This is a genomic window from Mesorhizobium sp. M1050, assembly GCF_040318715.1.
Classification (GTDB): Bacteria; Pseudomonadota; Alphaproteobacteria; order Rhizobiales; family Rhizobiaceae; genus Mesorhizobium.
The window spans coordinates 1-25,806 of record NZ_JAMYMV010000051.1; the positions used below are offsets into that span (position 1 = coordinate 1).

Below are 25,806 nucleotides of genomic sequence, written 5' to 3' on the forward strand. Positions count from 1 at the left end.
GGTCGAAGCCGATGCTGGACCGGAACAGGGGGGCAAAATCAAGGTTTGTCCTCATAGCCATATCCTCCTTTGAGCAACATGGTTTACAAGAAGGTGCCAAAAAGGCTTGGCGCCTCCTCGGCTCATGCCGGCCCCTTTTGGCGGCCGGCCAACATGAATCTAAAAATCCGTTCCTGCGCCTTCAAGAGGATAGGAAAATTTTCACGTGGCGGGTAGCTTCCCGCGCCGTGACTTGCCGCTGAGTGAGAAGGATCCGCCGGCGGAACGGTCCGCCGATGCCGGCTGACCGTATTTCGCGAGTCGATTACCGCCCGATGCGCTCCATTCAGGTCGGACTCTGCTGACGTCCTAGAAGAGCGCGATAATCCGCCTCTTTGAACAATCTCCTTTGTTGTCGTGGATCGGCAGCTTTCGCGAACCGGTGAGATTTTTGGCGTTTTCGATCGATTTTCAATGGCCGAGGTAGGTTTCAGGCGCAGGATTTCAGCCCTTTGAGCGCCATTTTTTCGGTCCGGTGAAACAATCAGCGTGGATCGCAGTTCTTGCGTTCGTAGGGGCATAGTCACGCAGCGGCGCCGGGGCGGCCCGGGCAGGAGAACCAATCATGTCCTACATTTCGAAGAAGCAATTATGGGCTGGGCTCGTGGCGGGAACGCTGATCCTCTCGGTCGGCGACTTTGCTCCGACCGTAGCTCAGGAGATCCCGAACGATTTCACCGAAATCGTGCGGCAAAAGCTGCCGGCAGTTGTCGCGATCACGACGAGACAGATTATCCAGGACCAGACAACACTCAACGATTTTCTCGACCCGTTCGATAGTCGCGGCTTGGGACCTGCCCAACCGCAGGTACGAGAAGCCCTTGGCTCCGGGTTCGTGATCAGCCCCGAGGGCTATATTGTCACCAACAATCATGTTGTCGCCGACGCTACCGAAGTTCACGTCCTGTTTTCCGACAAGGAATCTAAGCCTGCTCGCCTTGTTGGCCGGGACCCGGCCACGGATATCGCCGTGCTGAAGATTGAGCCGCGGCCCAACATGACAACAGTCGCTTGGGGCGACTCGGACGCAATGCAGCCGGGTGCCTGGACAATCGCGATCGGCAGTCCATTCGGGCTCGGCGGAACCGTCACAGTTGGTGTGCTTTCTGCCCGTTCACGCGACATCCAATCCGGGCCTTTTGATGATTTCCTGCAAACAGACGCCTCCATCAACAGGGGCAATTCCGGCGGACCGTTGTTTAACGTGCGCGGCGAAGTGATCGGGGTCAATGCCGCCATCGTCTCGCCGTCCGGGGGCAGCATCGGCATCGGATTCGCCGTGCCTTCGCGGACTGCCCAGAGTGTCGTCGACCAGTTGATCCGCACCGGCCGCATCGAACGCGGCTTCATTGGAGTGCGGCTCCAGGAAGTCTCGCCGTCAATTGCCGAGGCTCTTGGAATGCCAGGGCCAATGGGCGTGCTGGTCGCTTCCGTCGAGCCCGGCAGTCCGGCCGACAAAGCAGGTTTACAGTCGGGTGACGTCATCACCCGTTTCAACGGCAAGGACATTCAAAGTGTTCACGATCTAACTCTTGCAGCAGCAAATCAGAAGCCAGGGTCAAAGGCGACGCTGACTAGAATCCGCGATGGCAGCCCGCAGGAACTGGCCCTGACAGTTGGTCAACGCAAGGACGAAGAGGTGCAGACGGGCGCTGTTCCTCCCCCCGCGGCCGCAGACCAACATCTTGGACTTTCGCTCAGCCCGATCCCGGACGAGGCGCGTCAGCAACTGGGTCTACAGCCGGGCACGACCGGCGTGTACATCCAGCGAGTGGCACCCAACAGCCTTGCCGAGGAAGGCGGCCTGAGGCCTGGCGACGTGATCGTCTCGGCCAACAACCGGAATGTGACGCAGCCTTCGGATATCCAGCAAGAGTGGTCGAAATCCCGTCAACAGAACAAGCCAATTTTGCTGCGCATCGACAGGCAGGGACAATCACTTTTCGTAGCCCTAGCGGCCTCCTGATATACAATGCGTCAGAACTGCTGCGTAGACTGCTGTGCCAAGTCAGGTGCCTGACGGAGCATCGGGTTCGACGGCGCCATAAGTCGCGCCTTCTGAGCCAGTACGCGATCTGCTCAAAAGATTGGGATACGCATCAAGGCTGCCGCTGCCCTTGTTCCTCGATCGCCTTCAAGCGGACGATCAAAACCGAGCAAAGGCCCTGCGCCATGACTTGCGTCGAGACGCTGCCGAGGTGGACGGCGGATTGCCGAGTGCGGGCGATCACTATTTTTCGATTTGTATTGATGTTTCATACTCCAATGATACCATGCTGAATATCATTTCTCATATCAGACATCAGCACCTCGATGATCACTGCTTCCCAGCTTGGTGCCGCCAGCGGCGTCAGGTTCGGCACCCAGAAACGCTGCTGGGCAGGCCAAACTAGATCATACAAAGCGCTTGGCGCCACGCATTCACCGTCCTTCGTCCTCCCTTTCCTTCCAGAAACACCCAATGAGCCTCTCCCGGCACGTCAGCTTGCGGTCCCGCTTTTCCGCTTGGAAGGGCAAGGTTCGCTCATGATCATGTATCTGCGCCGATTGACCGGAAAGGAACGAAGCGAAAGAACCGATCGGCATCTCGCCCGTTTCTTGACCTTTGTCGCAGGGGCGGCCAATGCCGGCGGCTTTCTGGCGGTTCAGCAGTACACGTCCCACATGTCCGGCATCGTTTCTTCGATGGCTGATCATTTGGCGCTCGGCAACGTCGAACTGGCGCTTTCCGGGTTGGGGGCCTTGTCGTCATTCGTCGCAGGTGCGGCCTGTTCGGCAGTCCTGGTCAATTGGGGAAGGCGGCAGAGCCTGCAGGGCGAGTATGCGTTTCCGCTGGTCCTGGAAGCGATCCTGCTGATCTGCTTCGGTCTGCTCGGCAGCCATCTTGCGCGCCATGAAGCCCTATTTGTGCCAATGACGGTGATGCTGCTTTGCTTCATCATGGGCTTGCAGAACGCCATCATCACCAAGCTGTCGGAAGCCAGAATTCGGACGACGCATGTCACTGGCCTGGTGACTGATATGGGCATCGAACTGGGCAAGCTGCTCTATTGGAACATCCCAGGCAATAACTCGGACGACCTGTTCGTGAAGGCAGATCGAAGGAAGCTGAGGCTGCTAGCCTCGCTGGTTTCATTGTTCTTTATCGGCGGCATCATCGGCGCCGTGGGTTTCAAACACGTCGGCTTTGCCGTGACCCTGTTTCTCGCAGCTATGCTCCTTGTGCTTGCCTCCATGCCCGTCCTGGAGGATGTGTCCGTTCGCGTGAGGCGGCTCTGGCCGTAGTTCGACAGACCCTTGCTACATGCCGGATTTTGCCGCGCGCCGGATTTGGCTGCACTGCTGCACCGACTTCACAAACCTTCTTCTGTGACCTTCGTCATGCGCCGCTTCGCACAAAGGCCGTAGCGGCCAAGGCAGATGCGTCACGCATCATTATTTGAATGCTCTACATTTTAATATATGCTGCAACTCGTAGAGATAATATCTCAACGCTGGGTAAGAGGGGGATGCGACCGTGATAACCGCTCCACAGTTGCGTGCTGCGAGGGCACTCCTTGGCATCGATCAGCGCAGGCTTGCCGAATTGTCCGGCCTTTCCGTGCCGACAATTCAACGCATGGAAGCCAGCGAGTCGATTATCCGGGGCAATGTCGATTCCCTCATGAAGTTGATCGGGGCACTCGATCTCGCCGGCGTCGAATTGATTGCCGAAGGTGCCTCTAGCCAAACGGGCGGGCGCGGCGTGCGGCTGAAGGCAGACTTTGACCCTGCCAAGGTTCTGGGCGGGGTCGATGCGGATGCCAAAATTCCCGTGAGGAGCGTGGCGTGATTTCAGGGGCCGCGGTCCTCCTATGGAGCGTTGCTGCGCTCCTGGGGACTGCGGTGCTTGCGATTGCGGAAAGCCGCAGGTCGGGCTCGGGAACACGCCTGATCTACAGCTTGACGCTCGGTATTTCGGCGGCTGTGCTGCTGGTTCTCGCCAGCCGCATCATCGATGATCCCGTCACTCCATCGACTGCCGCGTTGCCTCTTGGGTTGCCATGGATTGGCGCTCGTTTCCGCTTGGATGCGCTCTCCATGTTTTTCCTCGTCGTGGTCAACTTCGGCGGCGCCATGGCCAGTCTCTACGGCCTCGGATACGGCAGGCATGAATCCGCTCCACATCGAGTGTTGCCGTTCTTCCCGGCCTTCCTCGCAGGAATGAATCTTGTCGTGTTGGCCGACGATGCCTTCACCTTCCTGCTTTCCTGGGAATTCATGTCACTGGCCTCCTGGGCGCTCGTCATGGCGCACCATCGCGAGCGGGACAATGCGCGGGCGGGTTACATCTATCTCGTGATGGCGAGCTTCGGCACACTCGCGCTGCTGCTTGCATTCGGCCTCCTGTCAGGCCCTGGCGGGAACTACACGTTCGAAGCGATGCGTGCTGCCGCGCCCACCCCTTTCGTCGCAACTTTCGTCCTGGCGCTCATGTTGCTGGGCGCGGGCTCCAAGGCGGGACTGGTCCCTTTGCACGTCTGGCTCCCACTCGCTCACCCGGCCGCGCCAAGCCACGTCTCGGCTCTGATGAGCGGCGTCATGACGAAGGTGGCCATCTATGGTTTCATACGCGTTACCTTCGATCTGCTCGGTGAGCCGGCATGGTGGTCGGGCGTTGCAGTGCTTTTTCTCGGAGGCCTGACGGCGGTTCTCGGCATCCTTTACGCCTTGATGGAAAAGGACCTGAAGCGGCTTCTTGCCTATAGCACCATCGAAAACGTCGGCGTGATCTTCGTAAGCCTTGGACTGGCGCTGGCATTTAAGGCGAACGCGATGCCATCGGCAGCAGCATTGGCCCTCACCGCCGCGCTGTTCCACGTCCTCAACCATTCCTTTTTCAAGAGCTTGCTGTTCTTCGGTGCGGGCGCCGTGCTGACGGCAACCGGCGAGCGAGACATGGAGAAGCTTGGCGGGCTCATACATCGCATGCCCCTAACAAGTTTTGCCTTTCTTGTCGGCTGCGTCGCGATCTCGGCACTTCCACCTTTCAACGGGTTCGTTTCCGAGTGGCTGGCCTTTCAAGCCATATTGCAGAGTCCCGATCTGCCACAATGGGGGCTGAAAGTCATGGTGCCTGCCGTTGGTGGTCTGCTGGCACTCTCGGCGGCACTGGCCGCGGCCTGCTTCGTGAAGGCGTTCGGGATCACGTTCCTCGGCAGGCCACGCTCGGCCGCAGTTGAACGCGCGTACGAGGTCGATCGGTACTCGCTGGCGGCAATGTTCGCCCTCGCGGCACTTTGCCTGTTTGCAGGGATCCTTCCAGGTCTAGTCATAGACGGCCTCTCGTCGGTGACGCGCCCGCTGGTTGGCAGCCGCATGCCTGTGCAGATGGCGCAGGCCTGGCTGTCAATCGTGCCGATAGCGGCGAGCCGCAGTTCCTACAACGGCCTGCTGGTGTTCCTGTTCATCGCCTTTTCCGCCTCCGCCGCGGTATATGTGATCCATCGCTTCGCGTCGCATGCACTCCGCCGGGGTCCGGCCTGGGGTTGTGGTTTTCCGGATGTGATTCCAAGCTCGCAGTACACGGCCGTTAGCTTCGCACAGCCCATCCGCCGCGTCTTCGGTACATTCGTATTCCGCGCAAGGGAAACGGTCGAAATGCCGGCCCCTGGTGAGATCGGCCCAGCTCGTTTGAATGTCGAAATGCATGATGTGATCTGGGAGGTGGTCTACCAGCCCATCGCCAGGGGCATCGACTTTGCGACCGAGCACCTCAACCATCTGCAGTTCCTGACGATCAGGCGTTACCTGACCCTCGTCTTTCTTTTTCTCGTGGCCTTGCTTCTGGTGCTCGCACTATGGCCCTGATCCTTGAGTTGGGCGTTCAAGGTGCGCAGATGGCACTCGTGCTTTTGCTGGCACCGCTCCTGACCGGCTTCGTGCGCAAGGCAAAGGCACGACTGTTGCGCCGCCAGGGTCCCTCCCTGATCCAACCCTACCGCGATCTCCTGCGGCTGATGCGCAAGGAAGTCGTTCTGGCGGACAATGCATCCTGGCTGTTTCGCGTGACACCCTATCTGATCTTTGCCGCTACCTGGGTCGCCGCCGCACTCATCCCGACATTCGCCACCGGCCTCACATTCAGTTGGACCGCCGATCTCATAGCCATCGTCGCACTGCTTGGAAGCGCACGGTTCTTCCTGGCGCTGGCGGGGTTGGATGTCGGTACGAGCTTTGGCGGCATCGGCGCAAGCCGCGAGGTGATGATCGCTTCCCTGGCCGAGCCCGCCATGCTGCTGATCGTGTTCAGCCTGGCGCTCGTCGCCGGCGCCACGCAGTTGTCCACAGTCGCTGCCTTCATGGGCTCGCCACAGGTTGGCCTGCGCGTATCGCTCGGGATGTCCCTCATCGCTCTCGTGATGGTGGCGATTGCCGAAAACGCCCGCATACCGGTGGACAACCCATCGACCCACCTGGAACTCACCATGGTTCATGAAGCGATGGTGCTGGAATATTCGGGTCGACATCTGGCGATGATCGAGTTCGCGGCCTTCCTCAAACTCCTGCTGTATATGTCGTTGATTTCCTGCGTCTTCCTGCCTTGGGGGCTGGTGACCGCCCGAGCCGGACCGGGATCTTATGTTCTGGGCGTCGTTTTTTATATCGGCAAACTTGCCGTCAGCGGCACTCTCCTCGCCCTGTTTGAGACTGCCATCGCCAAGATGCGGGTCTTCCGCGTCCCGGATTTCCTGGGCGCCGCTTTGATGCTGGCCCTGCTCGGCACGCTTCTGCTGTTCGTCTCGCGGAGCCTGTGATGCACAGCCTCACCTTCGACATCGCTCACCTGCTCGCCGGCGGCCTGGTGCTGGTCAGCTTCATGATGCTGTACCAGGATCGCCTCTTTGCTCTGATCAACGTTTTTGCGCTTCATGCGATCGTCCTCGCCATGTCCGTGGCCTGGCAGGCATACATTCAGGACGCCCATCATCTCTATGTCACTGCGGCGATCGCTCTCGTTTTCAAGGCGATCGTAATTCCCGTTGGGCTTCATCGCATCATTCAGCGGCTCGGCATCCATCGCGACATCGAGACCGCCGTCGGCATCGGTCCGACCATGCTTGCCGGAATAGGCCTGGTGACGCTCTCGATGGTACTGATGCTGCGGGTAACTCCCGAGGCTGACCCCCTCGCCCGTGAGGACCTGGCCTTCGCGCTGTCGATCATATTGTTGGGGCTTCTGGTGATGGTCACCCGCCGTAATGCCGTCAGCCAGGTTGTCGGCTTCATGTCGCTCGAGAACGGCCTGGTGCTGGCCGCCACGGGAGCCAAGGGCATGCCGCTGGTCGTCGAGATAAGTGTCGCCTTCTCGATCCTAATCGCCTTCATCGTCATCGGCGTCTTCTTGTTTCGCATCCGCGAAAGGTTTGACTCGGTGGATGTCGGCGCGCTCGACGACTATAGGGGCGAGCGCCGATGACCGCGTTTTCCTTCGATGCCGTGGCCGCCATTTTGGTGATACCAGTCGTCGCGGCCGCGCTTTTCGCGGCGCTGCCGAACTATCGGTTGACGGCCGGCCTGAATGTCGCTGCGAGCTTCCTGACCTTGCTCGCCGCGCTGTCACTGTTCGTGATGGACCGACCAGAGCCCGGCCAGTATCTGCTCGTCGACGATCTCAACATCGTATTCATCGTGCTCAACACGTTCGTCGCTTTCACGACCAGCGTTTTCAGCGCCTCCTACATTGCGCACGAACTGCATACCGGACGACTGACCGCGCCGAATTTGCGGTTCTACCACGCAATGTACCAGATCATGATGTTCGGCATGAACCTCGCCTTTGTGTCGAACAATATCGGTTTGATGTGGGTGGCGGTGGAGCTTGCCACGCTGACCACCGTGCTCATGGTCGGCATCTATCGCACGCATGAAGCACTGGAGGCCGCCTGGAAATACTTCATTCTGGGAAGCGTCGGCATAGCACTTGCCCTCTTCGGAACCATCCTCGTCTACATGGCCGCCCAGCCAGTTGTCGGCGAGGGCACCAATGCCATGGTCTGGACAGTGCTTATCGATCACGCCTCGCGCTTCGATCCGGCATTGCTCAACGTCGCTTTTGTCTTCTTGCTGCTCGGCTACGGTACAAAAGTTGGGCTTGCACCCTTGCATGCCTGGCTGCCCGATGCGCACGCGGAAGGCCCGACGCCGATTTCCGCAGTGCTGTCGGGCTTGCTGCTGAACGTCGCGCTCTATGCCGTTCTGCGCTTCAAGCTGCTGCTCGCGGCAAGCCCAGAAGCAATCGCGCCTGGACCACTGATGATCACGATGGGGTTGACGTCGCTCGTTTTCGCGGCGTTCATGCTCTACCGCCGCCGCGACATCAAACGCCTGTTCGCGTACTCCTCGATCGAGCACATGGGCATCATCGTGTTCGCTTTCGGCATGGGTGGCCCGCTCGCCAACTTTGCCGGCCTGCTGCACATGGTCATGCACAGCCTGACCAAGTCGGCGATCTTTTTCACAGTCGGACATATTGCCCAGGTCAAGGGAACGCAAAACATAGCGGAGATCCGGGGGCTGACCGAAACGCATCCAGGGCTTGGCTGGGCGCTCGTCATCGGCGTCGTCGCCATTGCCGGCCTCCCCCCGCTCGGCATCTTCATGAGCGAATTCCTGGTCGTGAGTTCGACATTTGCAAGATACCCCCTTTTGGCGATGCCGTTGGTATTCGGGATTCTGCTCGCTTTCGGAGCCTTGCTGCTTCGACTGACCGGCGTCGCTTTCGGCGAACCGCACGGCAGCACCGCGCCCGCCAAGGCGTCCTACGTTCCGATGTATTCCCATTTGGCGTTGGTGTTTGCCGCCGGCATCTATCTGCCGCCTCCACTGGTCACATGGTTCCAGCATGTCGCAAGTATCCTGGGGTGAAGCGGACGGGAGAAAAAGCATGCCCGCACTGATCGACTTCATCTTCGCTGGCCAACGCGTCGAGAAGCATGCTCCGTGGCCGCGTGCTGTGGTGACACCGAGAACATGGAGCTTTGCCATCGAGCAACTGGTCGAGGGTCACTGGAGCTTGCTTGGTCTGTGGGGTGAGCCAAGCACCGTCCACGTGGCGCTTCTCGATGAAAATGCCAAGGACATCGGCGTTGTCAGCCTGGAATGCCGGGATGGCCGCTACCCGTCGGTCGGCCGGCTACATGCGCCCGCGTTGCGCCTCGAACGCGCGGCCGCTGACCTGTTTGGGCTCTTGCCGCAAGGCGCGCCCGATACACGACCGTGGCTTGATCATGGCCACTGGGGTGTCAGCTATCCATTGGCCACCCGCGTCCGGACATCTGCCCCGACAGCGTCCCCCTACCCCTTCCTGCCTACCGAGGGGGAAAGCCTGCATCAGATCCCGGTCGGACCCGTGCATGCCGGCATCATAGAGCCGGGGCATTTCCGGTTCACGGCGAGCGGTGAAACGGTCGTCCGGCTCGAGGAGCGCCTCGGATACACCCACAAGGGCATAGAAGGTCTGATGGCGGGGTCCGATATCGACCGCGCCGGTAAGCTGGCGGGCAGAATCTCGGGTGACAGCACCGTGGCATACTCCCTTGCATTTGCCCGCGCGGTCGAAGCGGCGCTGGGTATCCAGGTTCCATTACGTGCGGTCTGGTTGCGGGCGCTCATGGCCGAGTTGGAGCGCCTGGCCAATCATCTGGGCGACATCGGCGCCATCTGCAATGATGCTGCCTTCGCGCTCATGCATGCCCACTGCGGGGTATTGCGCGAGCGTGTATTGCGGGCAAACGATGCTGCTTTCGGCCATCGTTTGGTGCGCGACCTTATCGTACCCGGAGGGGTGGCAAGCGAACTAGGCGAGGAGGGAGCGCGCGCGGTTCGGTCGGTGATCGCGGAGATCAGGCAACGCTTTCCTCACCTGATTGAACTTTACGACAACACTGCCTCACTGCAGGACCGGACCGTCGGAACCGGCCGATTGAACGTGCAGCTTGCCCGGCAATACGCAGCCGGCGGCTATGTCGGTCGCGCCTCTGGTCGCGACTTCGACGCGCGGCGCAGTCCGGGCTACTCCCCTTACGACGAACTCACTTTCGACATAGCTGTCCTTAAGGAGGGCGACGTTAATGCCCGCGTCTGGATCCGCATCCGCGAGGTCGAACAGAGCCTGTCGCTCATCGAGCAAGTCCTGGAGCGGCTGCCCGGCGGTCCGATCCGCGTTGATCTCGCCGCAGCAGATGGGCCGCGCGAGGGCATGGCGCTGGTCGAGGGTTTTCGGGGCGACATTCTGGCCTGGCTGCGTATCGGCAAAGGCGGCTTGGTCGAGCGCTGTCACCTGCGCGATCCGTCATGGTTTCAATGGCCTCTGCTTGAAGCGGCGATCGAAGGAAACATCGTCGCCGACTTCCCGCTGTGCAACAAATCCTTCAACTGCTCTTATTCAGGCCATGATCTCTGAGGGTACGCTGTCATGCGCAAGCTGCTTTTTGAAAGCCTGATACGTCCGCCGCTGACAGAGCGTCCGCCGGTGGCGAGCGACACGGCGGTCGATGAACTCGCGCGCGCCCTCGACGGCGCTGCTCACAAACGATTGGGGCGAAGCCTGTCGATCCGGGCAGTCGATGCCGGTTCCTGCAATGGCTGCGAGCTTGAGATGAACGCTCTCGGCAACGCCTTCTATGACATCGAGCGTTTTGGAATCCGCTTCGTCGCGTCGCCTCGCCATGCCGATGTACTGCTCGTCACCGGGCCCGTGACCAAGAATATGCGAGAGGCATTGAAGCGAACCTACGACGCAACTCCCAATCCCAAATGGGTAGTCGCACTCGGAGATTGCGCCAGGAACGGCGGCTGTTTCGCCGGCAGCTATGCCGTATTGGGCGGCGTGTCGGAGGCTCTGCCCGTCGACCTGCACATTCCGGGGTGCCCGCCACCGCCAGTCGAAATTCTGAAAGGCCTGCTCGCCTTGCTTGAGGGCGTGAATTCAAAGAGCGGTCCCTGAGGTTGAATATCGATGTGGAGGCTTACCAGGCCGGCCTTATCGCTGCATGCGTCCAATGCAATGCATAGGACTGTCATAGAATGCCTGCTGGCGACGCCTGCCGCGACCAGATCAGTGGTGGACGGAGTTTGAGGGTGTTGGGCGTCCCTTTGCCGATGAGGATGTTCCGGGCAAGAATGTCTTCTATAAGGCGATCGGTTTGCTGAATTGCCGGTTCTTTGGTGAGGCGATCGGTCACCAGTTCGACGCCGGTCATCATCCCGCGACCACGTATGTCGCCGATGATTTCGTGGCACTCAGCCAAGCGGCGCAGCTCGCGCCGCAGATACTCACCTGTATCGGCGCTCCGCCTTACCAAGTCTTCTCGCTCGATGACGTCAAGCACGGCCATGCCGGCCGCGCATGCGACGGTGTTGCCGCCAAAGGTGCTGAATAGAAGCGGATATGTGCCGGTGAGGAATCGCTTCATGAGTGTCGAGCTAAAAATGACAACGCCGAGAGGGTGGCCGTTTCCGACCGGTTTGCCCATCGTTATGAAGTCGACGTTGTCGTCCTTTAGTCCATTTGCGCTGGACCCCCAGAATGTCCCCATGCGGCCGCAGCCGGCCTGTACCTCGTCCGCAATGACGAAGCCGCCCGCGGAGCGAACCTTCTCCGCAACGAGATTGAAATAGTTTTCAGGCGCCTGCAAAACCCCGCTCGAGCACAAGGCGGTGTCTACCATGAATGCTGCGGGCCTGTGGCCTCTTTCGCTCAAGGTGGCTATCGCCCGGTCGGCCTCGGCTGCGTACCTTTCAGCGGCTTGCGGGTCGCTGGCGTAAGGCCCCCTGTACATATCCGGTGCGATCAGGGTTTCAATCCGTTTGGGATGCTCTTCTGCAGGAAGATGACGCCAGCTTTCATTGGAGAGCGCCGTCGTGAGCTCGGTGCATCCGTGGTAAGCTTGGTCGATAATCAAGCCGCCATCATGCCGACTGAGCGACATGGCTATCTGCATCGCCAGGTCGTTGGCTTCGCTGCCCGAGTTGACGAAGATGCAGGTGTCGAGGTGATCAGGCAGGTCGGCGGTCAGGCGCGCTGCGTACTCGACCGCCACGTCGCACATGTAGCGCGTATTGGTGTTCAGCGCGCTGGCCTGGCGGTAGATCGCTCTCGCCACATGCGGATGGCAATGACCAATCTGGGGGAGGAGATCGTTGGTTGGCTGAGCGACAGCTCCATTTGTGCTGCAGATATGCCGCCATTGCGAACCACGCTTTCAAAGACACGAAACAAGTGGAGATCGGGGCCGGATATCTTCATGAATGCAAATTGCACCGAATGCGCTGGACGGCAAATCGTGGCGACACCCGCGTGTGGCGAGATCTGGGCGCAAGCAGCGCGGAACTGGGTCGAGCCAGCTTGTCTGTCGGCGCGCTTAGAGAAACGTTTACTCCGCCGAAATTCGATTGGCGAGCAATAGCTGTCGAACGACTGGAGGGGGGTTCTGCTTGCGCCAAGCGAGCCAGAAATCGACCGTATGGGTCCACCACGACAAGGATCGGAATTTGACGCCGGGTACTTGCGCCCGCGTGGCGCTCGCGGGGACGAAGCCTCGGCCCACGCCGGCCTCGACCAGCCCAAGCATCGCCGAAAGCTGAGACACTTCGTAACGAATTTCGGGCCGAAAGCCGGCGCTGGCATATTGCTGAGCAAACCGGACCTGCCAGTTGGTGTCCTCTTCCCGTGGCACAACGACCCATGCCGCCCCGTCCAGATCGGGCGGCCGGATCTGCCGCTTCCCAGCCAGCCTGTCGTCCACCGGCAGTGCTAGGAGAAGGCGATCCGCCAGCAGCTTGTGAACCACAACATCATCGTTTTCAGAGCGTGGCGTGTAGACGATCCCGGCATCGATCACTCCATCCGCGAGCGCCTTTAGCTGCAGTTCGCTATTGAGCGGTACGAGATCTACGGCGAGCGACGGGCAGCGCGCGCGCAGTTCCCGCAGGTGCTTCGACAGAAGGCCTCCTTGCATGGCTCCATCGACGTATCCAACCCGTATGCGACCCTGCTCTCCGGATGACAGCGATTGGGCTCGCTGCTTGAAGCCGTTGACCCGACTGAGGATCGCCTTCGCGTCATCCAGCAGCACCGCGCCGACGGCCGTCAAAGTCAAGCGCTGCTTCTGTCTCCGGAACAAGTCGACGCCCAACTCGCTTTCGAATTCCCGAATGGCCCTGCTCAGTGGCGGTTGCGACACGCGCAGGCGCTGCGCAGCCCTTGTCACAAGCTCGTTCTCCGCAACCGCGACGAAATATCTCAAATGACGCAGATCCATCTCATACCCTATTGATCTGAACTCATATCAAGAAAGTCCTTTTAGGTATAGCACGCCGCGCCTAGCGTTGTCGCGCAATTTGCCAAAAGGAGGCCCTTGTGAAGGCGATTGTGTTCGATCAGGCCGGCGCGGCCGAAGATGTTCTTCGCTACAGGGAGGTGCCGAAACCCGCGTGCGGTCCTCGGCAGGTCCTGCTGCGCGTTACCGCCCGTGTGATCCAGCCGGCCGACCGGCTGTTCATCGCCGGCAAATACGGCACGAAACCTGTCTTTCCGCAGGTTGCCGGGTACGACGGTGCCGGCATCGTCAAACACGTCGGCGCCGAAGTCCGCGAGATCGAGATCGGGTGTCGCGTGGCATTTCGCAGTCCCGGCGCATGGGCCGAATACGCTGCCGTTCCTGTCGAACAGGTGCATGCTGTACCCATTGAGCTCTCCGAGCGTCTGGCTGACGAAATGGTCTGTCAGTTTCCGCTCAACCCGCTAACCGCCTGGGGCATGCTGGACTTGGCTACGGCGGTGCCCGGCCATCGTGTTCTGCTCACTGCGGCGCGCTCCGCGGTTGCCGCCGTCGCCGATCATTTGGCAAGCACGCGAGGCATGGCTGTCGAACGCCTCGTGCGCGAGGGCGCAGGCTACCGTCTTCTTGATGCCGAAAATAGAGCTATCGGGCTCGGCGCCAGCATTGCAGAAGCCCTGAGCAAGGTGGAGCCTTATCATCTGGTGCTCGATCCGGTCGGCGGCCCCGATACGCTCGCGCTCATCGAACGGATTGCTCCCGGAGGAGCGCTGTTCTCCTACGGAGTCCTGGACGACCGGCCGGTTGAAGTTAGGGCCTCCACCCTGCTCTACAAGTCCCTGCGGTGGCAGGGTTTCGCGATCAGCGCCTGGCAGCGCAACGGTGGCAGGGAGACCCTCGCGAAGGCGACGCGAGAATGTTGGGCGCTGCTTGCCGAACATCCAGGCAAGCTGCCCATCGTCGCCCGCTACGGGCTGGAACAGTTCGGCGCCGCAATCGAACACGCGGCGAAGTCCGCGGGCGAAGGCAAGATTGTGCTGATCTGAATGCGCGAGCAACTCATGTCGAACTCATCTGCAGACGCAGCCCGCGGGTGCCCTGCTTTATCCTCGGCTACGCGAGGCGCCCGAAGTATGCTGTTCCCTCCCCTATCCCGCACCACTCTCAATGTCGGAAAAAGATGTGACTCGATAAGGATGTCATCTCCACGTCGGAGCAGGATTGAATTGAAGCCCTGTCGACGGTGTCGTCCTTCGTCGTCCGCCAGTTCGCCCCGCGACAATCATCCATTGCTGATCGCCAGCAAATGTTCGGCGTTACGTGGGCTCTTCTGGCGCAATCGCGCCACATCTCTCGACGGCGGCAATCCGAACTGACGAGCATATTCGCGGCTGAACTGGTTTGGGCTTTCGTAGCCCACACCGAACGCGATAGACGTGGCGTTGCCTTCTCCGGCAATGAGCAGGGATCGGGCATGTAGCAAGCGCACGTGCTTTTGGTACTGCAGCGGGCTGAGCGCCGTCACGGCCTTGAAATGGCGGTGGAACGCGGAAACACTGAGAGCCGCCATCTCCGCTAAAGCCTCGACGCGCAGCGGCTTGGCGAAGTTCTCCCTGATCCACTGGATGGCGATCCCGATCCGCGACAGAGCAGTGTCAGGCGTGGCGATATCACGGAGCAACCAGCCGAGCGGCCCCTGCAGCACGCGGAAAAGAATTTCGCGCTCGTAGGCAGGCGCCAGGGCTGCGATCTCGTTCGGACGCTCCATCAAGCGCAGCATGCGAAGCCAGGCGTCGAGCAGGTCCGGTGTGACCGGCGCGACGGAGAAACCGGGGCTGTAGAGTTCACCTCCAGCAGGTTTGGGCAGGTCGGCCAGCAGATTGGCAAGGATGGCCGGCTCCAGCGTCAGACTGATCGCCAGATAGGGTTCTCCGTTTTCAGATGGGTGCACGGAGCCAACCGCTGGCAGATCGACCGACATCACGAAATAGGTCGCGGGATCGTAGCGGAACGTCCGGTCGCCGACCGTCATCGTCTTCGACCCTCTCAGGATCAGATTGACCATGGGATCGTAGACGGCGGCAAGCTGATGTTCCGGTATCTCGCCCTGAACCATGGCGACGCGCGGAATGCCCGTCTCCGTGCGGCGGTTCTCCGCCCGAGAAGCCAGTTGCCTGAGTTCCTGAAGCTGCGTTCTCATGGGCAGCGTTGTTTCACAGCGATGCACGCGGATCAACGGGAAAGCAGAAATAGGCAAGATCCGAAGAGGATCGTGCGAGCGGCCGCGATCCCCCGTGCCTATCACCTGGTCAGCGAATCCAAGGAGCACCAAATGAGCATCGTCATCATCACCGGCGGGAGCCGCGGTCTCGGCGCCAGCGTCGCCATCCAGTGCGCCAGGCGCAGCATGGGTGTCATCCTGACTTACAACAGCAATCCAGATGCGGCAGCGAAGGTCGTCAAAGCGATCATAGCGGATGGCGGCAAGGCAGTCGCCATAAAGCTGGACGTCAGCGACAGTGCGGCGTTCCTTGCGTTTCGCGACGCAGTCGGCGAAGCGCTAGCAAAGACCTGGAACAGAAAGACCTTCGATTTCCTCGTCAATAATGCCGGGCACGGGCTCTACAACCCCATCGCGACGGTGACCGAAGAACAGTTCGAGGGACTGTTCCGCGTGCATCTCAAGGGGCCGTTCTTCCTCACGCAGGCCCTGCTTCCCCTGATCGCCGATGGCGGTCACATCGTGAACGTGACGAGCGCGACCAGCCGGGTTGCGACCGCCGGCGTCGCGCCATACGCCTCCTTCAAGGGCGGCCTTGAAGTGCTGACCCGCTACATGGCCAAGGAGTTCGGCGAGCGCCGCATCCGCGCCCAATTCCATCGCACCGGGACCGATCCGCACCGAACTCGGCGGAGGCCTCAGCGAAGAATTCGAGGCGCTGCTCGCCGGGCAGACTGCGCTCGGTCGCGTCGGCGAACCGGACGATATCGGCTGCATGGTCGCCGGCCTGCTGTCGGACGAGAACCGCTGGATCAACGCTCAGAACATCGAAATCGGCGGCGGCTACATGATTTGAGGAGGCTCACATGCTCGAACATATCTTCCTGACAGTAAATGACACGGCGCGCTCGATCGCCTTTTACGAGAGGATACTCCCGATCCTCGGCATCACCGCTCGCCTCGACTACGACGGCAAGGACGGCCCGGCCGGGCACCCCGACCTCAAGGGCTTCGGTTCGAAGGGCCGCATGTTCTTCTGGCTGAGGCAAGGCACAGCAACACCCGGCGCGGCGCATGTCGGCTTCGTCGACGATTCCGAAGCGATGGTGAATTCCGCCCATGCCGAAGCCTTGGCGGCCGGCGCGACCGAGATCCACGCACCGGGACCGCAGCTTCACTACGATCCCCGCTGTGCGGCGCAGGTCAGAGAGACCCCGGACGGTTACGGCCTCGAATTCGTCTTCAAGAGCTGGCAGCACGGGAGCTGAAGCGATGACCACCAACACTTTGCTCAAAGCGGCAGATGCGCTGATCGCGGCAACCAACGCCTTCGACGCCGACACGGCAGTGACCTTGTTCACGCCAGATGCGGTGATCGACGACCCGTCAACCGGCCACCGCTTCGACGGTCATGCCGGCGTCCGCGATTACATCGAGCGGTATTTCGTAGGCTATCACACGGTCACCCGCTTCCTCTCGATCGAGAGCATCGGCGATGGCCAAGCGCGCGTGCGGGTCGATTTCACCGGAGACTTTGGTCACGAGACCGGCCTTCTGGACATCTCAGTCAATGCCGCCGGGCAGATCGTTCGTATTGACGCCGATCTCGAATAACTCGGCTAACCCTACGCGCCCAGGCCGCCGCGATGTGCCGGTGAGGGTCCTTGGAGCGTGTGGTCCACGCCTTGCTGGCGTGGACGTAAATGCGAACGTCTCCTCGACGCGACAACGACGTGCACCACCGAATGGAATCGACAAGAGATCAATTTGCGAGCCGCTCTATCACTAGGTCGAGCAAGGCTCGTAACCGTGCGAGCCGCCGTAAGTCCCGGTGGTAGCCCACATAGGTATCCCGGCCGGGTGGCGTTTCGCCGATGTCCATCGTTGCGATCCCAGGCGTGCGGTCGCCCAATGGCCTCGGCAAAACCGCAAGCCCGGCACCCTGCGCACAAAGCTGTGCCTGGACCTCGCGATTGTTGCTGCGCAGGCAGACTTCAGCATTGGGCAGCTTCTGTTTAAGCCACACTGCGTCGGGCATTTCTGCGTATGCCATATCCATGGTGATCAGACGCGCGCCCGCACCGTCCCCCAGCATCGGGCAGGCCATGCCTGGAGGTGCGTAGAGCGCATAGGGAATGTGCATCAGTCGACGCGAGATCACTTCCGCGTCGCTGAATGGGGCAATCCGAAAAACCAGATCGGCCTCTCGCCGGGGGAGGCTGTAGAGGCGCGCGTCGGTGAGCAATTCCACGCACAGCTTCGGATGGCGGCGGCCAAACTCGGCTAGAACGGGAGCCAGCATGATGTGACCGAACCAATCCGACGACGATACGCGCAAGTTGCCCTCAAGATGTGCCTCGGCACCGGCAAGCTGCCGCTCGAAGGCCAGCGCCTCTTCCTCGATCCTTTCGGCATGACCGAGCACCGCTTGACCTTCGTCGGTCAGAACAAAACCGTCGGAGTTGCGTTGGAAAAGCGTATGGCCGACAGCCTCTTCCAGCGCGCGCAACCGCCGACCCATTGTCGGCTGCGTCTGCCCAAGTCGGCGCGCTGCCGCGCCCAAGGTGCCCTCGCGGGAAATAGCCAAAAATATCTTTAAATCGCTCCATTCCATCCTTGATACTCAAACGTGTTCGCATGGACTTTCACGAATATCGCTCAACTTCATGCGATTTCATATGCAGCAAACCGAGGTGGGGCGCATGGGAGGCGCGATATTTTCGAGCCGGGAATGCAGGCGCCGGCTCGAATTGTGGGATTCTTGAGAGCCCACGCTCCCCGTCACGGAGTTATGGGTGGGGCCAACCGAGCAAATTCCTCCCGCGTCGCGGGAGTTCCGTCAATCGACTCGTAAACCTTCTTGCTTCGTTCGAGCATGCCCATCAGAGACTTCGGACCTTCGAACGGACGTCCGCCAATGTGCCAGCCATCGGTGTGGAGTTCCTCGATCAAGACCCACACCACTTCGCGAAACGCCTCGGAACCTTCGAAGCGAACCATGACGTCTGTGAGGGCTTTGGCCATTTCATGCTTCTCCTCGGCGGAGAAGACGTTGTCGACCAACGTAACGCGAATATAGGGCATTATGTTTTCCTTTTAGGTTCTTGGAATCCGTGAACGGAGGCGTCGACTGGGGGCTGTCACGGTCCCGGAACAGCCCGCTTCGACGTTGCGCATCAAACGTCTATGTCGACGACCAGCTTGCCCTGGGCATTGCCATCTTCGATGACTGCGTAGGCATCGCTCGCTGTTTCGAGTGTAAAGAGACGCGGATCGACGATCGGGACAAGCTCGCCAGCCTCCGCTAGCCGCGTGGCCTCCCGCATGATCTCGCCGTGGTGTTCACGGCCAATGCCTGTCAGCAGCGGAAGAAGCGTGAACACGCCCGAATAGGTCGCCGCCTTGAACGACAGTGGCGCCAGCGCGTGACTAGCCCAACCGAGGGAACTGACGACATGGCCAAACCGCTTCACGGAGGCGAATGACGCGTCCAGCACCGCCCCGCCGCCGGTGTCGTAGACGACATCGAAGCCGAGACCGTCCGTGTATTCGGCGACATATTGCTCCACCGTCTTCTCGCGATAATCGATCGCGACCGCTCCGAGGCGCTCGATCAACGGCTTCTTAGCGGCTGCGTCAGTGGCGTACACTTCGGCGCCGAACGCCTTCGCGATCTGGATCGCGACATGCCCGACGCCGCCCGCGCCGCCCTGGACCAGGACCTTCTGACCTGCTGAAACCTTGGCACGATCGACGAGGCCCTCCCATGCGGTGATGAAGACCAGCGGCAGCGCTGCCGCCTCGCGCATGGACAGGTTCGCGGGCTTCGGTGCAAGCAGCCGCGCATCGACTGCTGCGAACTGGGCCAGCGAACCTTGGTTGCCGCCCACGCCTCCGGTCATGCCAAAGACCTCGTCTCCGCGTTTGAACACGGTGACACCCGGACCAACCTGCTCGACGACGCCGGCAAGGTCGATGCCGAGGATCCCCGGAAGCGGATGTTTCGCATGTGCCGCCGCGCCGGCGCGGATCTTGGTGTCGAGAGGATTGACGCCGCTCGCTCTGACCCTGACGAGAACCTCGCCATCGCCGGGAACGGGCCGCGTGACTTCCGACAGCCTGAAGGGCTGCTTGAATTGATCCAAGATCAGCGCATTCATGGTATGAGTGGATTGGGACATTGACGTGCTCCGTCGTTTGTTGGCGGAGTTACGTTGCCCCGTTTAAAGCCGCTTGGAAATTAACGATACTGCACGGCGTCCAAACATAAATGTTTGGCCCGAGCGCAGCCCTTGCGCACCACTGCCTGACCGAAGCTGAGGGCACTCCGTGTCTTGACTTGTTGCTGCGGCTGTCGCAGCACCGATGCCGCATTTGTGGACGGCGCCCGGGACATAATTGTCCTTGCCGCCGAGCTTGTCGATGTCGAGCGGCAGGATCAGGCCTTCCTGGCAGGCGATCTCGAGCTCTTCGCTTTCGGCATTGACGATGTCCCAGCCGCTGTCGCCGCCCTCGACCTTTCGTTAGTCGATCGTCTTGCGCGTGACGCCGGTCTCGGCGGTTACGGATTTGTCGAGCGTGCGAACGCCAGCTGAGGAAGGCGGCCTTCTCGGAACCATACCGGCCATGCCCTTGCCAAGGGACCTGCGGCCGCTGAACGCTACGGCCAGCGAATACATTGTCGTTCTTGCGCCGCCGGCGCGCTTGATGGACTGGGGGATGCCGAACGCGATACAGCACCGGGCTGTCGCTTTCGTATGATCGGTTTCGCAGCATGTGACGACAATCATGCGTTCAGGCCTAAGCGTCTCGACCGATTTGCCGGTGACATCTTCAAACAGAACCACACAGGATGCCGTGATCTCACCGTTGACGATCATGCGGCAGGAGCCGCATTGAGCCAGTCCGCAGCCGAATTTCGGGCCGCTGAGCTCGAAATCATTTCGCAGCACGTAGAGGAGAGGCGTGCCTGCTTTCGCGTTTGCCAAACCTCGGTGCCGTTGAGCCGGAAAGGCACCTTCATGGCCCGGCACCATCGGGTTTCGGCCCCGTGTAGCGGAGTGTCCAGAGCCCCTGGTTTTTGTCGCTGATATAGATGAAGCCGCGGCGATCCACGACGACATCCTCGGTCTGCAGGACCAGCTTGTCTTCGGGCATTGGCCCGTAGCGGCGGGTCGGTTCCGGCGGGATGAAATAGCCGACCTCACGCGGAAGCCGGGTGTTCGAGACGTCGTAGATCCTAAGCCCAGCATTGAAGTGCGCGATGTAGAACAGATCGCCCTGTTTCTGGACATCGGGATGATGCTGATGGTGGTTGATGTTGTGCGGCCCGCGCCAGCCGCCACGCGTTGTGAAATCCGAATAGGGAGCGCCTTCGGGCGGCACGGGTTCGGGCAACAGCGACAGTAGAAAGGGTTCGCTTGGATCGGAAATGTCGATGATCGACGCGTGATGCATCGGACCACGTCCATAGGTGACGTTCTCCGAATTGGCGAAGGCAATGCCGCGTTCTGGGATCGGCAGCACGCCATGCACACCGAAGCGCGAATGAAACGGAGGGCTGAAGCTTAGGCCGCCGACCTGCCTCGGCCGCGAGACGTCGCTGATGTCGAGCACAATCATACCGGCCGCACCGTAAGGCAAATAGACGAGATCGCCGGTGACATAGGGCGGGCCGTGCAGCGAGACATCCTCGCCCGTGCTGGCGCAGAAGGCGCCGCACATGCATTGCGGCTTCAGTCGCAACTGGTAGCGATCGGAGGTCTCCTGGTCGGCGGCGGGCTCCGCGACTGCGAAGCTCTCGCCGCCGGTCTCATGCTGGCCCGGCACCCACCAACGTCCGGCTTCGCGCGGCTTGGAGCGATCCGAGATATCGAGAATGACGTAGATGTTGCCCTTGTACCCCGGCATGCCGGCGGCAAGGTGAACGTAGCGCCCGCCGGGATAAAGATTGCGGTGAGTGCCGTTTCCGCCAGTTCGGTAGTGGCTCAGTTGTTTCGGATTGACGGGATCGGCGATATCCCAGATCAGAACCCCTTCTCCGAACGGCGCATCGGGATCGCCACCGAAATTCGCGAATGGCTTTTCGAGTGCGGTCACCATCGTGTCGCCGGACAAATCGATCTGCAGCGTCCAGGTGTTCGTGCCGGGATAAGGCACGAATTTGAGGACCTCCGGCTTTGCCGGGTCGGTTACATCGATGATGCTCCATCCGGAGTGCCAGAAGTGCCCGGTATAAAGATACCATCGCTCGCCTACCTGCCTGATCGCCATCTTGAAGGCCGGGCGATGATCGAGATCGGTATAGCCAACCGCTTCGACATTATGGGCGAAGGCGCCGGAAGGTGCCGGCGACGAAGCTGGAACCGGCTGTGCAAGTGCCTCGCAGACAAGCCCGGATTGAGATGCTGCTGCGAGCGCCGCTCCGGCAAGCGGCACCTTGAGCATCTGGCGGCGTGAAATCTCGGAATTCTTCAAAATCCTGCCTCCTTCTTTTGCGGCTTTTCAGATTTTGCAGGCTCCAATACTTTCAGTCCAATATCGATTGGACTCGCAGTAATTCGATTTGGGAAACTAGAAATGGACCACAAGCTCATGCAGTCCTTCGTGGCTGTAGCGGAAGAACTGCATTTCGGGCGCGCCGCAATACGCCTGCACATCTCCCAACCCCCTCTGACAAAGCAGATCCAGCAGCTGGAGCAGGCCATCGGCGTGCGCCTACTCGATCGCACCAAGCGCAAGGTCGAACTGACTGCTGCCGGCCGTGTGTTTCTGGACGAAGCGCGGGCAGTGCTTCATCAGACGGGGCAAGCGGTGGAGCTTGCCCGCAAAGCCGATCGTGGTGAAACCGGCCATCTGTCCGTCGGGTTCATCGATGCGGCGATCTACAGTGTCGTGCCTGCAATCGTTCAGCGCTTTGTTGAAGCCTATCCAGAGGTCGAGTTGAGCCTGACGGACCTGCGTATTCCCAGTCAGATCAAACTCGTGGCTGAAGGCCAACTCGATATCGGCTTTGTTCATCCGCCTATTGTTCACAACGCTCTGCAGGTCGAAAGCATATTGGTCGAACCTTTGATCGTAGCCTTGCCGGAAACGCATCGGTTGGCCTCGGAAGCCGAGGTGGCGCTGGCGGACTTGGCACCAGAGGCACTGATTCAATTTCCGCGCGGCATCAATCCATCCCTTTATGACGAGATCGTCGGGCTGTGCCGGGCGTCGGGCTTCAGCCCAAGGATCGTGCGGGAAGCAACGCCCAAGCAGACGATCATCGGCCTTGTATCTGTCGGGCTTGGCGTTTCACTGTTGCCAGCCTGCCTTCAGAACCTGCGTCGATCCGGCGTGGTCTATCGTCCAATTCGGGGCCGAAACCTGGCTATCGATACCTCCATCATCTATCGGCGCGAACAGCCCTCACCGGTGCTGAAGGCATTCCTCGACGTCGTGCGGAGCACGACGCAGACCAATGGCCGTGGGCGGTAGTCTCGGCAATCACTTGGCTCGCGCGACCTTGGCTGTAGCCTCTTCGACGAGAGTGCGATCGCCGCTTTCCTCGGCCAAGTGAAGCGTCATCCGCGAGACCTGCCAGCCGCTGCCGGTGCGGATAAGCGCGTATTCGTAAGATCCGGCCACGACCCACATGCGATCGCCCAGCCAGTGCGTTGCGCGGACACTGGCTTGTGCCGTTGCCGCGCCATCGCCGATCTCGACCTGGATATCGGAAAGCTCATGACGCGTGGCGTCGAAACCCGGCAGCAGGTCGGCCCAGGCATCCATCAACGCCGAGGGCGCAAAGCGCTGCGGCTCGCCACCCCACAAGGACGTGTAATCGATCGTCGTTTCCGGTGCGAAGAAGCGTTCGAGAGGGCGGAAATCGCGATTGTCGGCGTAGACGGCGACGGCGGAGATTACGCCGGCTATGCGGGCTTCGTCGGCGGGCGACGCAAAGGACGTCTGAGCGCCAGCGACTGTGAGCAGCGCGGCGCCGAGCAACGCCGCCTTCATTCCACGACATCTTTGGCCGGTGGTTCCAGTGGGTCGCGTCGATGCTGGGTTTGAATGATTAGGTTCCATGGAAATATCCTCCTTGTTTGCATGCAAGCGTTTCGTTACCATCCATCAATCCGCCAGCCGCCCGAGCAGCGGCTTTGGTGCAAGGTAGGCCCAGCGCCCTGGCACCGGGGTAGTTCTGTTTCAAGAACCACTATTGATTCGGTTGAAATGCGCCGCAGCTGCATCGGCGGCCCGCGTCACGTTCTCGGGCTTGTCGTAGAAGTCGAACTGGGCGACGTCGTCCAGCCAGAGTTCGGACCGGTCGCCCTCAAGAAGCGCGAAGAAAGCATGCGCACCCTGCGGGATCGCTGCGGCTTCCGAGTGGACGATGAGCGTGGGCTTGTCGAGCTGCGCACCGACGGCCACGGAGTCGTAGGTCAGCCACGGTTCCCAAGAGGCCAGGTTGAACTTGTTGTCATAGGCCGGGATGAGGCCCCGGTTACTCTCCGTGTAATAGGGTATCTGGTACATCAGCGACGTCCGGTCGCTCATGCTCGCGGCGACGACGATCCGGGGTCGGCCCTCGCGCTCGGCGGCCTCGGCCTCTCGCGATGTCGCAATCAGTGCGGCCACACCTTCTGGACCGCCATAGACCTGTTCGACGATGCGGGCGTCATGCAGCCAGGGAGCCACCAGCGCCACGCTGGCGAAGTTCGCATTGGCTGATGCGGCCTGCGCCATGTAGCCGGCTGAGGCGCAGATACCGAGGCCCGCGATCTTTGCCGCGTCGACATCAGGCAAACTCGCCATGAAACGGCCGGCAGCAACAATATCCGACTTCTTGGCCGCAGGGTCTTCCCTGAACCTGGCAGTCCCGCCGGACTCACCCCAGCCGCGGAAGTCGAAGGCAAGGGACACGTAGCCGCGTTCTGCCATTTCTCGGGCATAGAGGCCGGACATCTGCTCCTTGACCGATGTCCAGGCGCCGGTCACCAGCACGCCGGGGCGCTTCTCGCCAGGCCGGTAATCGGCGGGCAGATAAAGTGTGCCGATCAGGGCGACCCCTTCATTGTCAAAGGAAACCTTGCGGGTCTGAACCTCAGCGGCAAGCGCAGCTCCGGCAAAAAACATCGAAGCCGCCGCGGCGATAAACGAGAGCACGGACATGGGAAAAGCCTCCTCAGGACAGGATTTCCTCAAGCATCGCGCCATGACGTCCGCTCGTCAGCGCCCGTCCTTGCGCTTTGCCGATCCGATCTTGCGCTTCAGTGCCCGCGCCAGGCTCCCGGTCTCTCGCCCACCAGCTTGCGGAACTGCGCCGCGAACTTTGCCGGATTGGAATAACCGACCCGCCATGCGACCTCGGCGATCGGTAGTCGGGTTGAGCGCAACAGATCCTTCGCCCGCTCGATCCGGCGCGAGACGACAAAGGCATGTGGCGGCACGCCAACGGCAGCGCGAAATGCGCGCGCGAAGTGGAACCGACTCATCACCGCTACCGCCGCCAGGTCATCGAGCGTGATATCATCCGCAAGATGCGCCTCGATATAGTCGAGCGCCCGCAGAATACGTGGCTCTGCCGCAGGCGGATCGCCTGCAGGCTGGCCCGCGAGACGCGTGAGCTGCGCTGCGAGTGCGACAGCCAAAGCGTCGCGATACAGCCGAGGCGCGGGATTTCCTGCAGCGTGAAGGCTGACGGCGAGTTGAGTCACCAACGCATCGATCGTACCTGACCGAGGCACAAAGGACGGTGCTGGCATCCCCGCACCCATGAGGAGATCGTCGTCGATCTCGACATTGAGGAAGTCGTTCGGCTCATCCCACCGGCACCAGCCCTCGAAGCCGGCGGGGAAAACCCAGCCTTGGCCCGGCAGCAATGGCAAGGCCCGGCGGCGGTCATTCCCATAAGCGGCATGATGGCTTCTAAGCGGCGCCAGCACCACGCCCACGGTCACGCGCTTGAAATGGAACGCACCTTCGCCAGGACCGGCCCTGAGAAACGTGGACGCCCCTCCCGACCATTCATATGAACCGGCGCGCAGTTCTCGCCTGGTCTGTTCCAGCCCGATCAACATGGATTCAAAATAGCAACAGACGTCGCAAGCTGCCAGTGAACCGCTTCAAATACGGCTCTGCCGCAAACCTTTCGGTAATCGGAGCATGCATGGAACGCTCCTCAGCCATGGAGGAGCACGTGATGTTCAAGGGCCGCCATTTCGACCTCTGTCGAAACAC

The 25,806-nt window shown here is 60.8% G+C and carries 25 protein-coding genes and 2 pseudogenes; 15 read left to right on the top strand and 12 right to left on the bottom strand.

Annotated elements, in window-relative coordinates; genetic code table 11:
* Positions 1–242, top strand: a 242-nt coding sequence (locus tag NKH57_RS23825; protein WP_352947829.1) for a hypothetical protein, incomplete at its 5' end; no start/stop codon positions are given.
* A 362-nt stretch (positions 243–604) separates the two neighbouring features.
* Entirely contained in the window at positions 605–2,005 is a 1,401-nt protein-coding gene (locus tag NKH57_RS23830) for a Do family serine endopeptidase (RefSeq protein WP_352947831.1), read from the top strand.
* A gap of 289 nt (positions 2,006–2,294) precedes the next feature.
* Here the strand turns inward: NKH57_RS23830 and NKH57_RS23835 are convergent, their stop codons facing one another.
* On the bottom strand, positions 2,295–2,501 hold the full coding sequence (locus NKH57_RS23835; protein WP_352947833.1) for a hypothetical protein: 207 nt from the start codon (positions 2,499–2,501) through the stop codon (positions 2,295–2,297).
* 64 nt (positions 2,502–2,565) lie between these two features.
* Between NKH57_RS23835 and NKH57_RS23840 the strand changes: the two are divergent.
* From NKH57_RS23840 to NKH57_RS23875, 8 genes and pseudogenes are all read left to right on the top strand, one after another.
* A pseudogene (locus tag NKH57_RS23840) lies at positions 2,566–3,312 on the top strand (YoaK family protein); the annotation flags it as partial.
* 244 nt (positions 3,313–3,556) lie between these two features.
* On the top strand, positions 3,557–3,871 hold the full coding sequence (locus NKH57_RS23845; protein WP_023758334.1) for a helix-turn-helix domain-containing protein: 315 nt from the start codon (positions 3,557–3,559) through the stop codon (positions 3,869–3,871).
* Positions 3,868–5,889 (top strand): hydrogenase 4 subunit B, encoded by a 2,022-nt coding sequence (hyfB, locus tag NKH57_RS23850; protein ID WP_502907332.1) that lies wholly within the window; start codon positions 3,868–3,870, stop codon positions 5,887–5,889. The genes NKH57_RS23845 and hyfB overlap by 4 nt, the downstream gene beginning before the upstream one ends.
* A complete protein-coding gene (locus NKH57_RS23855; protein WP_352947837.1) occupies positions 5,880–6,836 on the top strand; it encodes a respiratory chain complex I subunit 1 family protein in 957 nt (318 codons plus the stop codon). Before hyfB ends, NKH57_RS23855 begins: the two co-directional genes overlap by 10 nt.
* Complete coding sequence (locus NKH57_RS23860; protein ID WP_023758337.1) at positions 6,836–7,498, top strand: hydrogenase-4 component E; 663 nt, start codon at positions 6,836–6,838, stop codon at positions 7,496–7,498. The genes NKH57_RS23855 and NKH57_RS23860 overlap by 1 nt, the downstream gene beginning before the upstream one ends.
* Positions 7,495–8,946 (top strand): hydrogenase 4 subunit F, encoded by a 1,452-nt coding sequence (locus tag NKH57_RS23865; RefSeq protein ID WP_352947841.1) that lies wholly within the window; start codon positions 7,495–7,497, stop codon positions 8,944–8,946. Before NKH57_RS23860 ends, NKH57_RS23865 begins: the two co-directional genes overlap by 4 nt.
* Positions 8,947–8,965: 19 nt before the next feature.
* Positions 8,966–10,483, top strand: coding sequence for a hydrogenase large subunit (locus tag NKH57_RS23870; RefSeq protein ID WP_352947884.1), 1,518 nt, complete (start codon positions 8,966–8,968; stop codon positions 10,481–10,483).
* A 12-nt stretch (positions 10,484–10,495) separates the two neighbouring features.
* Positions 10,496–11,026 carry an NADH-quinone oxidoreductase subunit B family protein gene (locus NKH57_RS23875; RefSeq protein ID WP_352947844.1) on the top strand — a complete coding sequence of 177 codons (531 nt, stop codon included), beginning with the start codon at positions 10,496–10,498 and terminating at the stop codon, positions 11,024–11,026.
* Between the two features lie 73 nt (positions 11,027–11,099).
* Here the strand turns inward: NKH57_RS23875 and NKH57_RS23880 are convergent, their stop codons facing one another.
* Together NKH57_RS23880 and NKH57_RS23885 are read right to left on the bottom strand one after the other, a co-directional pair.
* The gene (locus tag NKH57_RS23880; protein WP_352947887.1) at positions 11,100–12,260 is read right to left on the bottom strand and encodes an aspartate aminotransferase family protein; all 1,161 of its coding nucleotides are present in this window, start codon (positions 12,258–12,260) and stop codon (positions 11,100–11,102) included.
* A gap of 195 nt (positions 12,261–12,455) precedes the next feature.
* Positions 12,456–13,343 carry a LysR family transcriptional regulator gene (locus tag NKH57_RS23885; RefSeq protein WP_023758341.1) on the bottom strand — a complete coding sequence of 296 codons (888 nt, stop codon included), beginning with the start codon at positions 13,341–13,343 and terminating at the stop codon, positions 12,456–12,458.
* Positions 13,344–13,441: 98 nt separating this feature from the next.
* On the opposite strand from NKH57_RS23885, the gene NKH57_RS23890 reads away from it, so the two are divergent.
* A complete protein-coding gene (locus NKH57_RS23890; RefSeq protein ID WP_352734507.1) occupies positions 13,442–14,407 on the top strand; it encodes an alcohol dehydrogenase catalytic domain-containing protein in 966 nt (321 codons plus the stop codon).
* 236 nt (positions 14,408–14,643) lie between these two features.
* Here NKH57_RS23890 and NKH57_RS23895 read toward each other — a convergent pair whose 3' ends face one another.
* Positions 14,644–15,561, bottom strand: a complete 918-nt coding sequence (locus tag NKH57_RS23895; protein ID WP_352734529.1) for an AraC family transcriptional regulator — start codon at positions 15,559–15,561, stop codon at positions 14,644–14,646.
* 132 nt (positions 15,562–15,693) lie between these two features.
* Here NKH57_RS23895 and NKH57_RS23900 point away from each other — a divergent pair.
* The 3 genes and pseudogenes from NKH57_RS23900 to NKH57_RS23910 all read left to right on the top strand — a co-directional run bounded on the left by NKH57_RS23900 (position 15,694) and on the right by NKH57_RS23910 (position 17,196).
* Positions 15,694–16,438 (top strand): annotated as a pseudogene (locus NKH57_RS23900) (SDR family NAD(P)-dependent oxidoreductase).
* Between the two features lie 10 nt (positions 16,439–16,448).
* Complete coding sequence (locus NKH57_RS23905) at positions 16,449–16,850, top strand: VOC family protein (protein WP_352734511.1); 402 nt, start codon at positions 16,449–16,451, stop codon at positions 16,848–16,850.
* 4 nt (positions 16,851–16,854) lie between these two features.
* A complete protein-coding gene (locus NKH57_RS23910) occupies positions 16,855–17,196 on the top strand; it encodes a nuclear transport factor 2 family protein (protein ID WP_352734513.1) in 342 nt (113 codons plus the stop codon).
* A gap of 148 nt (positions 17,197–17,344) precedes the next feature.
* Here the strand turns inward: NKH57_RS23910 and NKH57_RS23915 are convergent, their stop codons facing one another.
* The 5 genes from NKH57_RS23915 to NKH57_RS23935 form a co-directional block, all read right to left on the bottom strand.
* Positions 17,345–18,196, bottom strand: a complete 852-nt coding sequence (locus tag NKH57_RS23915; RefSeq protein ID WP_352734515.1) for a LysR family transcriptional regulator — start codon at positions 18,194–18,196, stop codon at positions 17,345–17,347.
* Positions 18,197–18,363: 167 nt separating this feature from the next.
* Positions 18,364–18,666: a tautomerase family protein gene (locus NKH57_RS23920; protein ID WP_352947850.1), complete on the bottom strand. Its 303-nt coding sequence runs from the start codon at positions 18,664–18,666 to the stop codon at positions 18,364–18,366.
* Positions 18,667–18,758: 92 nt separating this feature from the next.
* A complete protein-coding gene (locus NKH57_RS23925; protein WP_352947852.1) occupies positions 18,759–19,763 on the bottom strand; it encodes a zinc-dependent alcohol dehydrogenase family protein in 1,005 nt (334 codons plus the stop codon).
* A 342-nt stretch (positions 19,764–20,105) separates the two neighbouring features.
* Positions 20,106–20,570 (bottom strand): 2Fe-2S iron-sulfur cluster-binding protein, encoded by a 465-nt coding sequence (locus NKH57_RS23930; RefSeq protein ID WP_352947855.1) that lies wholly within the window; start codon positions 20,568–20,570, stop codon positions 20,106–20,108.
* A gap of 31 nt (positions 20,571–20,601) precedes the next feature.
* Positions 20,602–22,059: an LVIVD repeat-containing protein gene (locus tag NKH57_RS23935; protein ID WP_352947857.1), complete on the bottom strand. Its 1,458-nt coding sequence runs from the start codon at positions 22,057–22,059 to the stop codon at positions 20,602–20,604.
* A 102-nt stretch (positions 22,060–22,161) separates the two neighbouring features.
* Here NKH57_RS23935 and NKH57_RS23940 point away from each other — a divergent pair, with 102 nt between their 5' ends.
* The gene (locus tag NKH57_RS23940; RefSeq protein WP_352731698.1) at positions 22,162–23,061 is read left to right on the top strand and encodes a LysR family transcriptional regulator; all 900 of its coding nucleotides are present in this window, start codon (positions 22,162–22,164) and stop codon (positions 23,059–23,061) included.
* Between the two features lie 9 nt (positions 23,062–23,070).
* Here the strand turns inward: NKH57_RS23940 and NKH57_RS23945 are convergent, their stop codons facing one another.
* The 3 genes from NKH57_RS23945 to NKH57_RS23955 all read right to left on the bottom strand — a co-directional run bounded on the left by NKH57_RS23945 (position 23,071) and on the right by NKH57_RS23955 (position 25,646).
* The gene (locus NKH57_RS23945) at positions 23,071–23,583 is read right to left on the bottom strand and encodes a nuclear transport factor 2 family protein (protein ID WP_023758353.1); all 513 of its coding nucleotides are present in this window, start codon (positions 23,581–23,583) and stop codon (positions 23,071–23,073) included.
* Positions 23,584–23,772: 189 nt separating this feature from the next.
* Positions 23,773–24,738 carry an alpha/beta hydrolase gene (locus NKH57_RS23950; RefSeq protein ID WP_352947860.1) on the bottom strand — a complete coding sequence of 322 codons (966 nt, stop codon included), beginning with the start codon at positions 24,736–24,738 and terminating at the stop codon, positions 23,773–23,775.
* 98 nt (positions 24,739–24,836) lie between these two features.
* Positions 24,837–25,646 (bottom strand): AraC family transcriptional regulator, encoded by an 810-nt coding sequence (locus NKH57_RS23955; RefSeq protein ID WP_352947862.1) that lies wholly within the window; start codon positions 25,644–25,646, stop codon positions 24,837–24,839.
* Between the last annotated feature and the right edge of the window lie 160 nt (positions 25,647–25,806).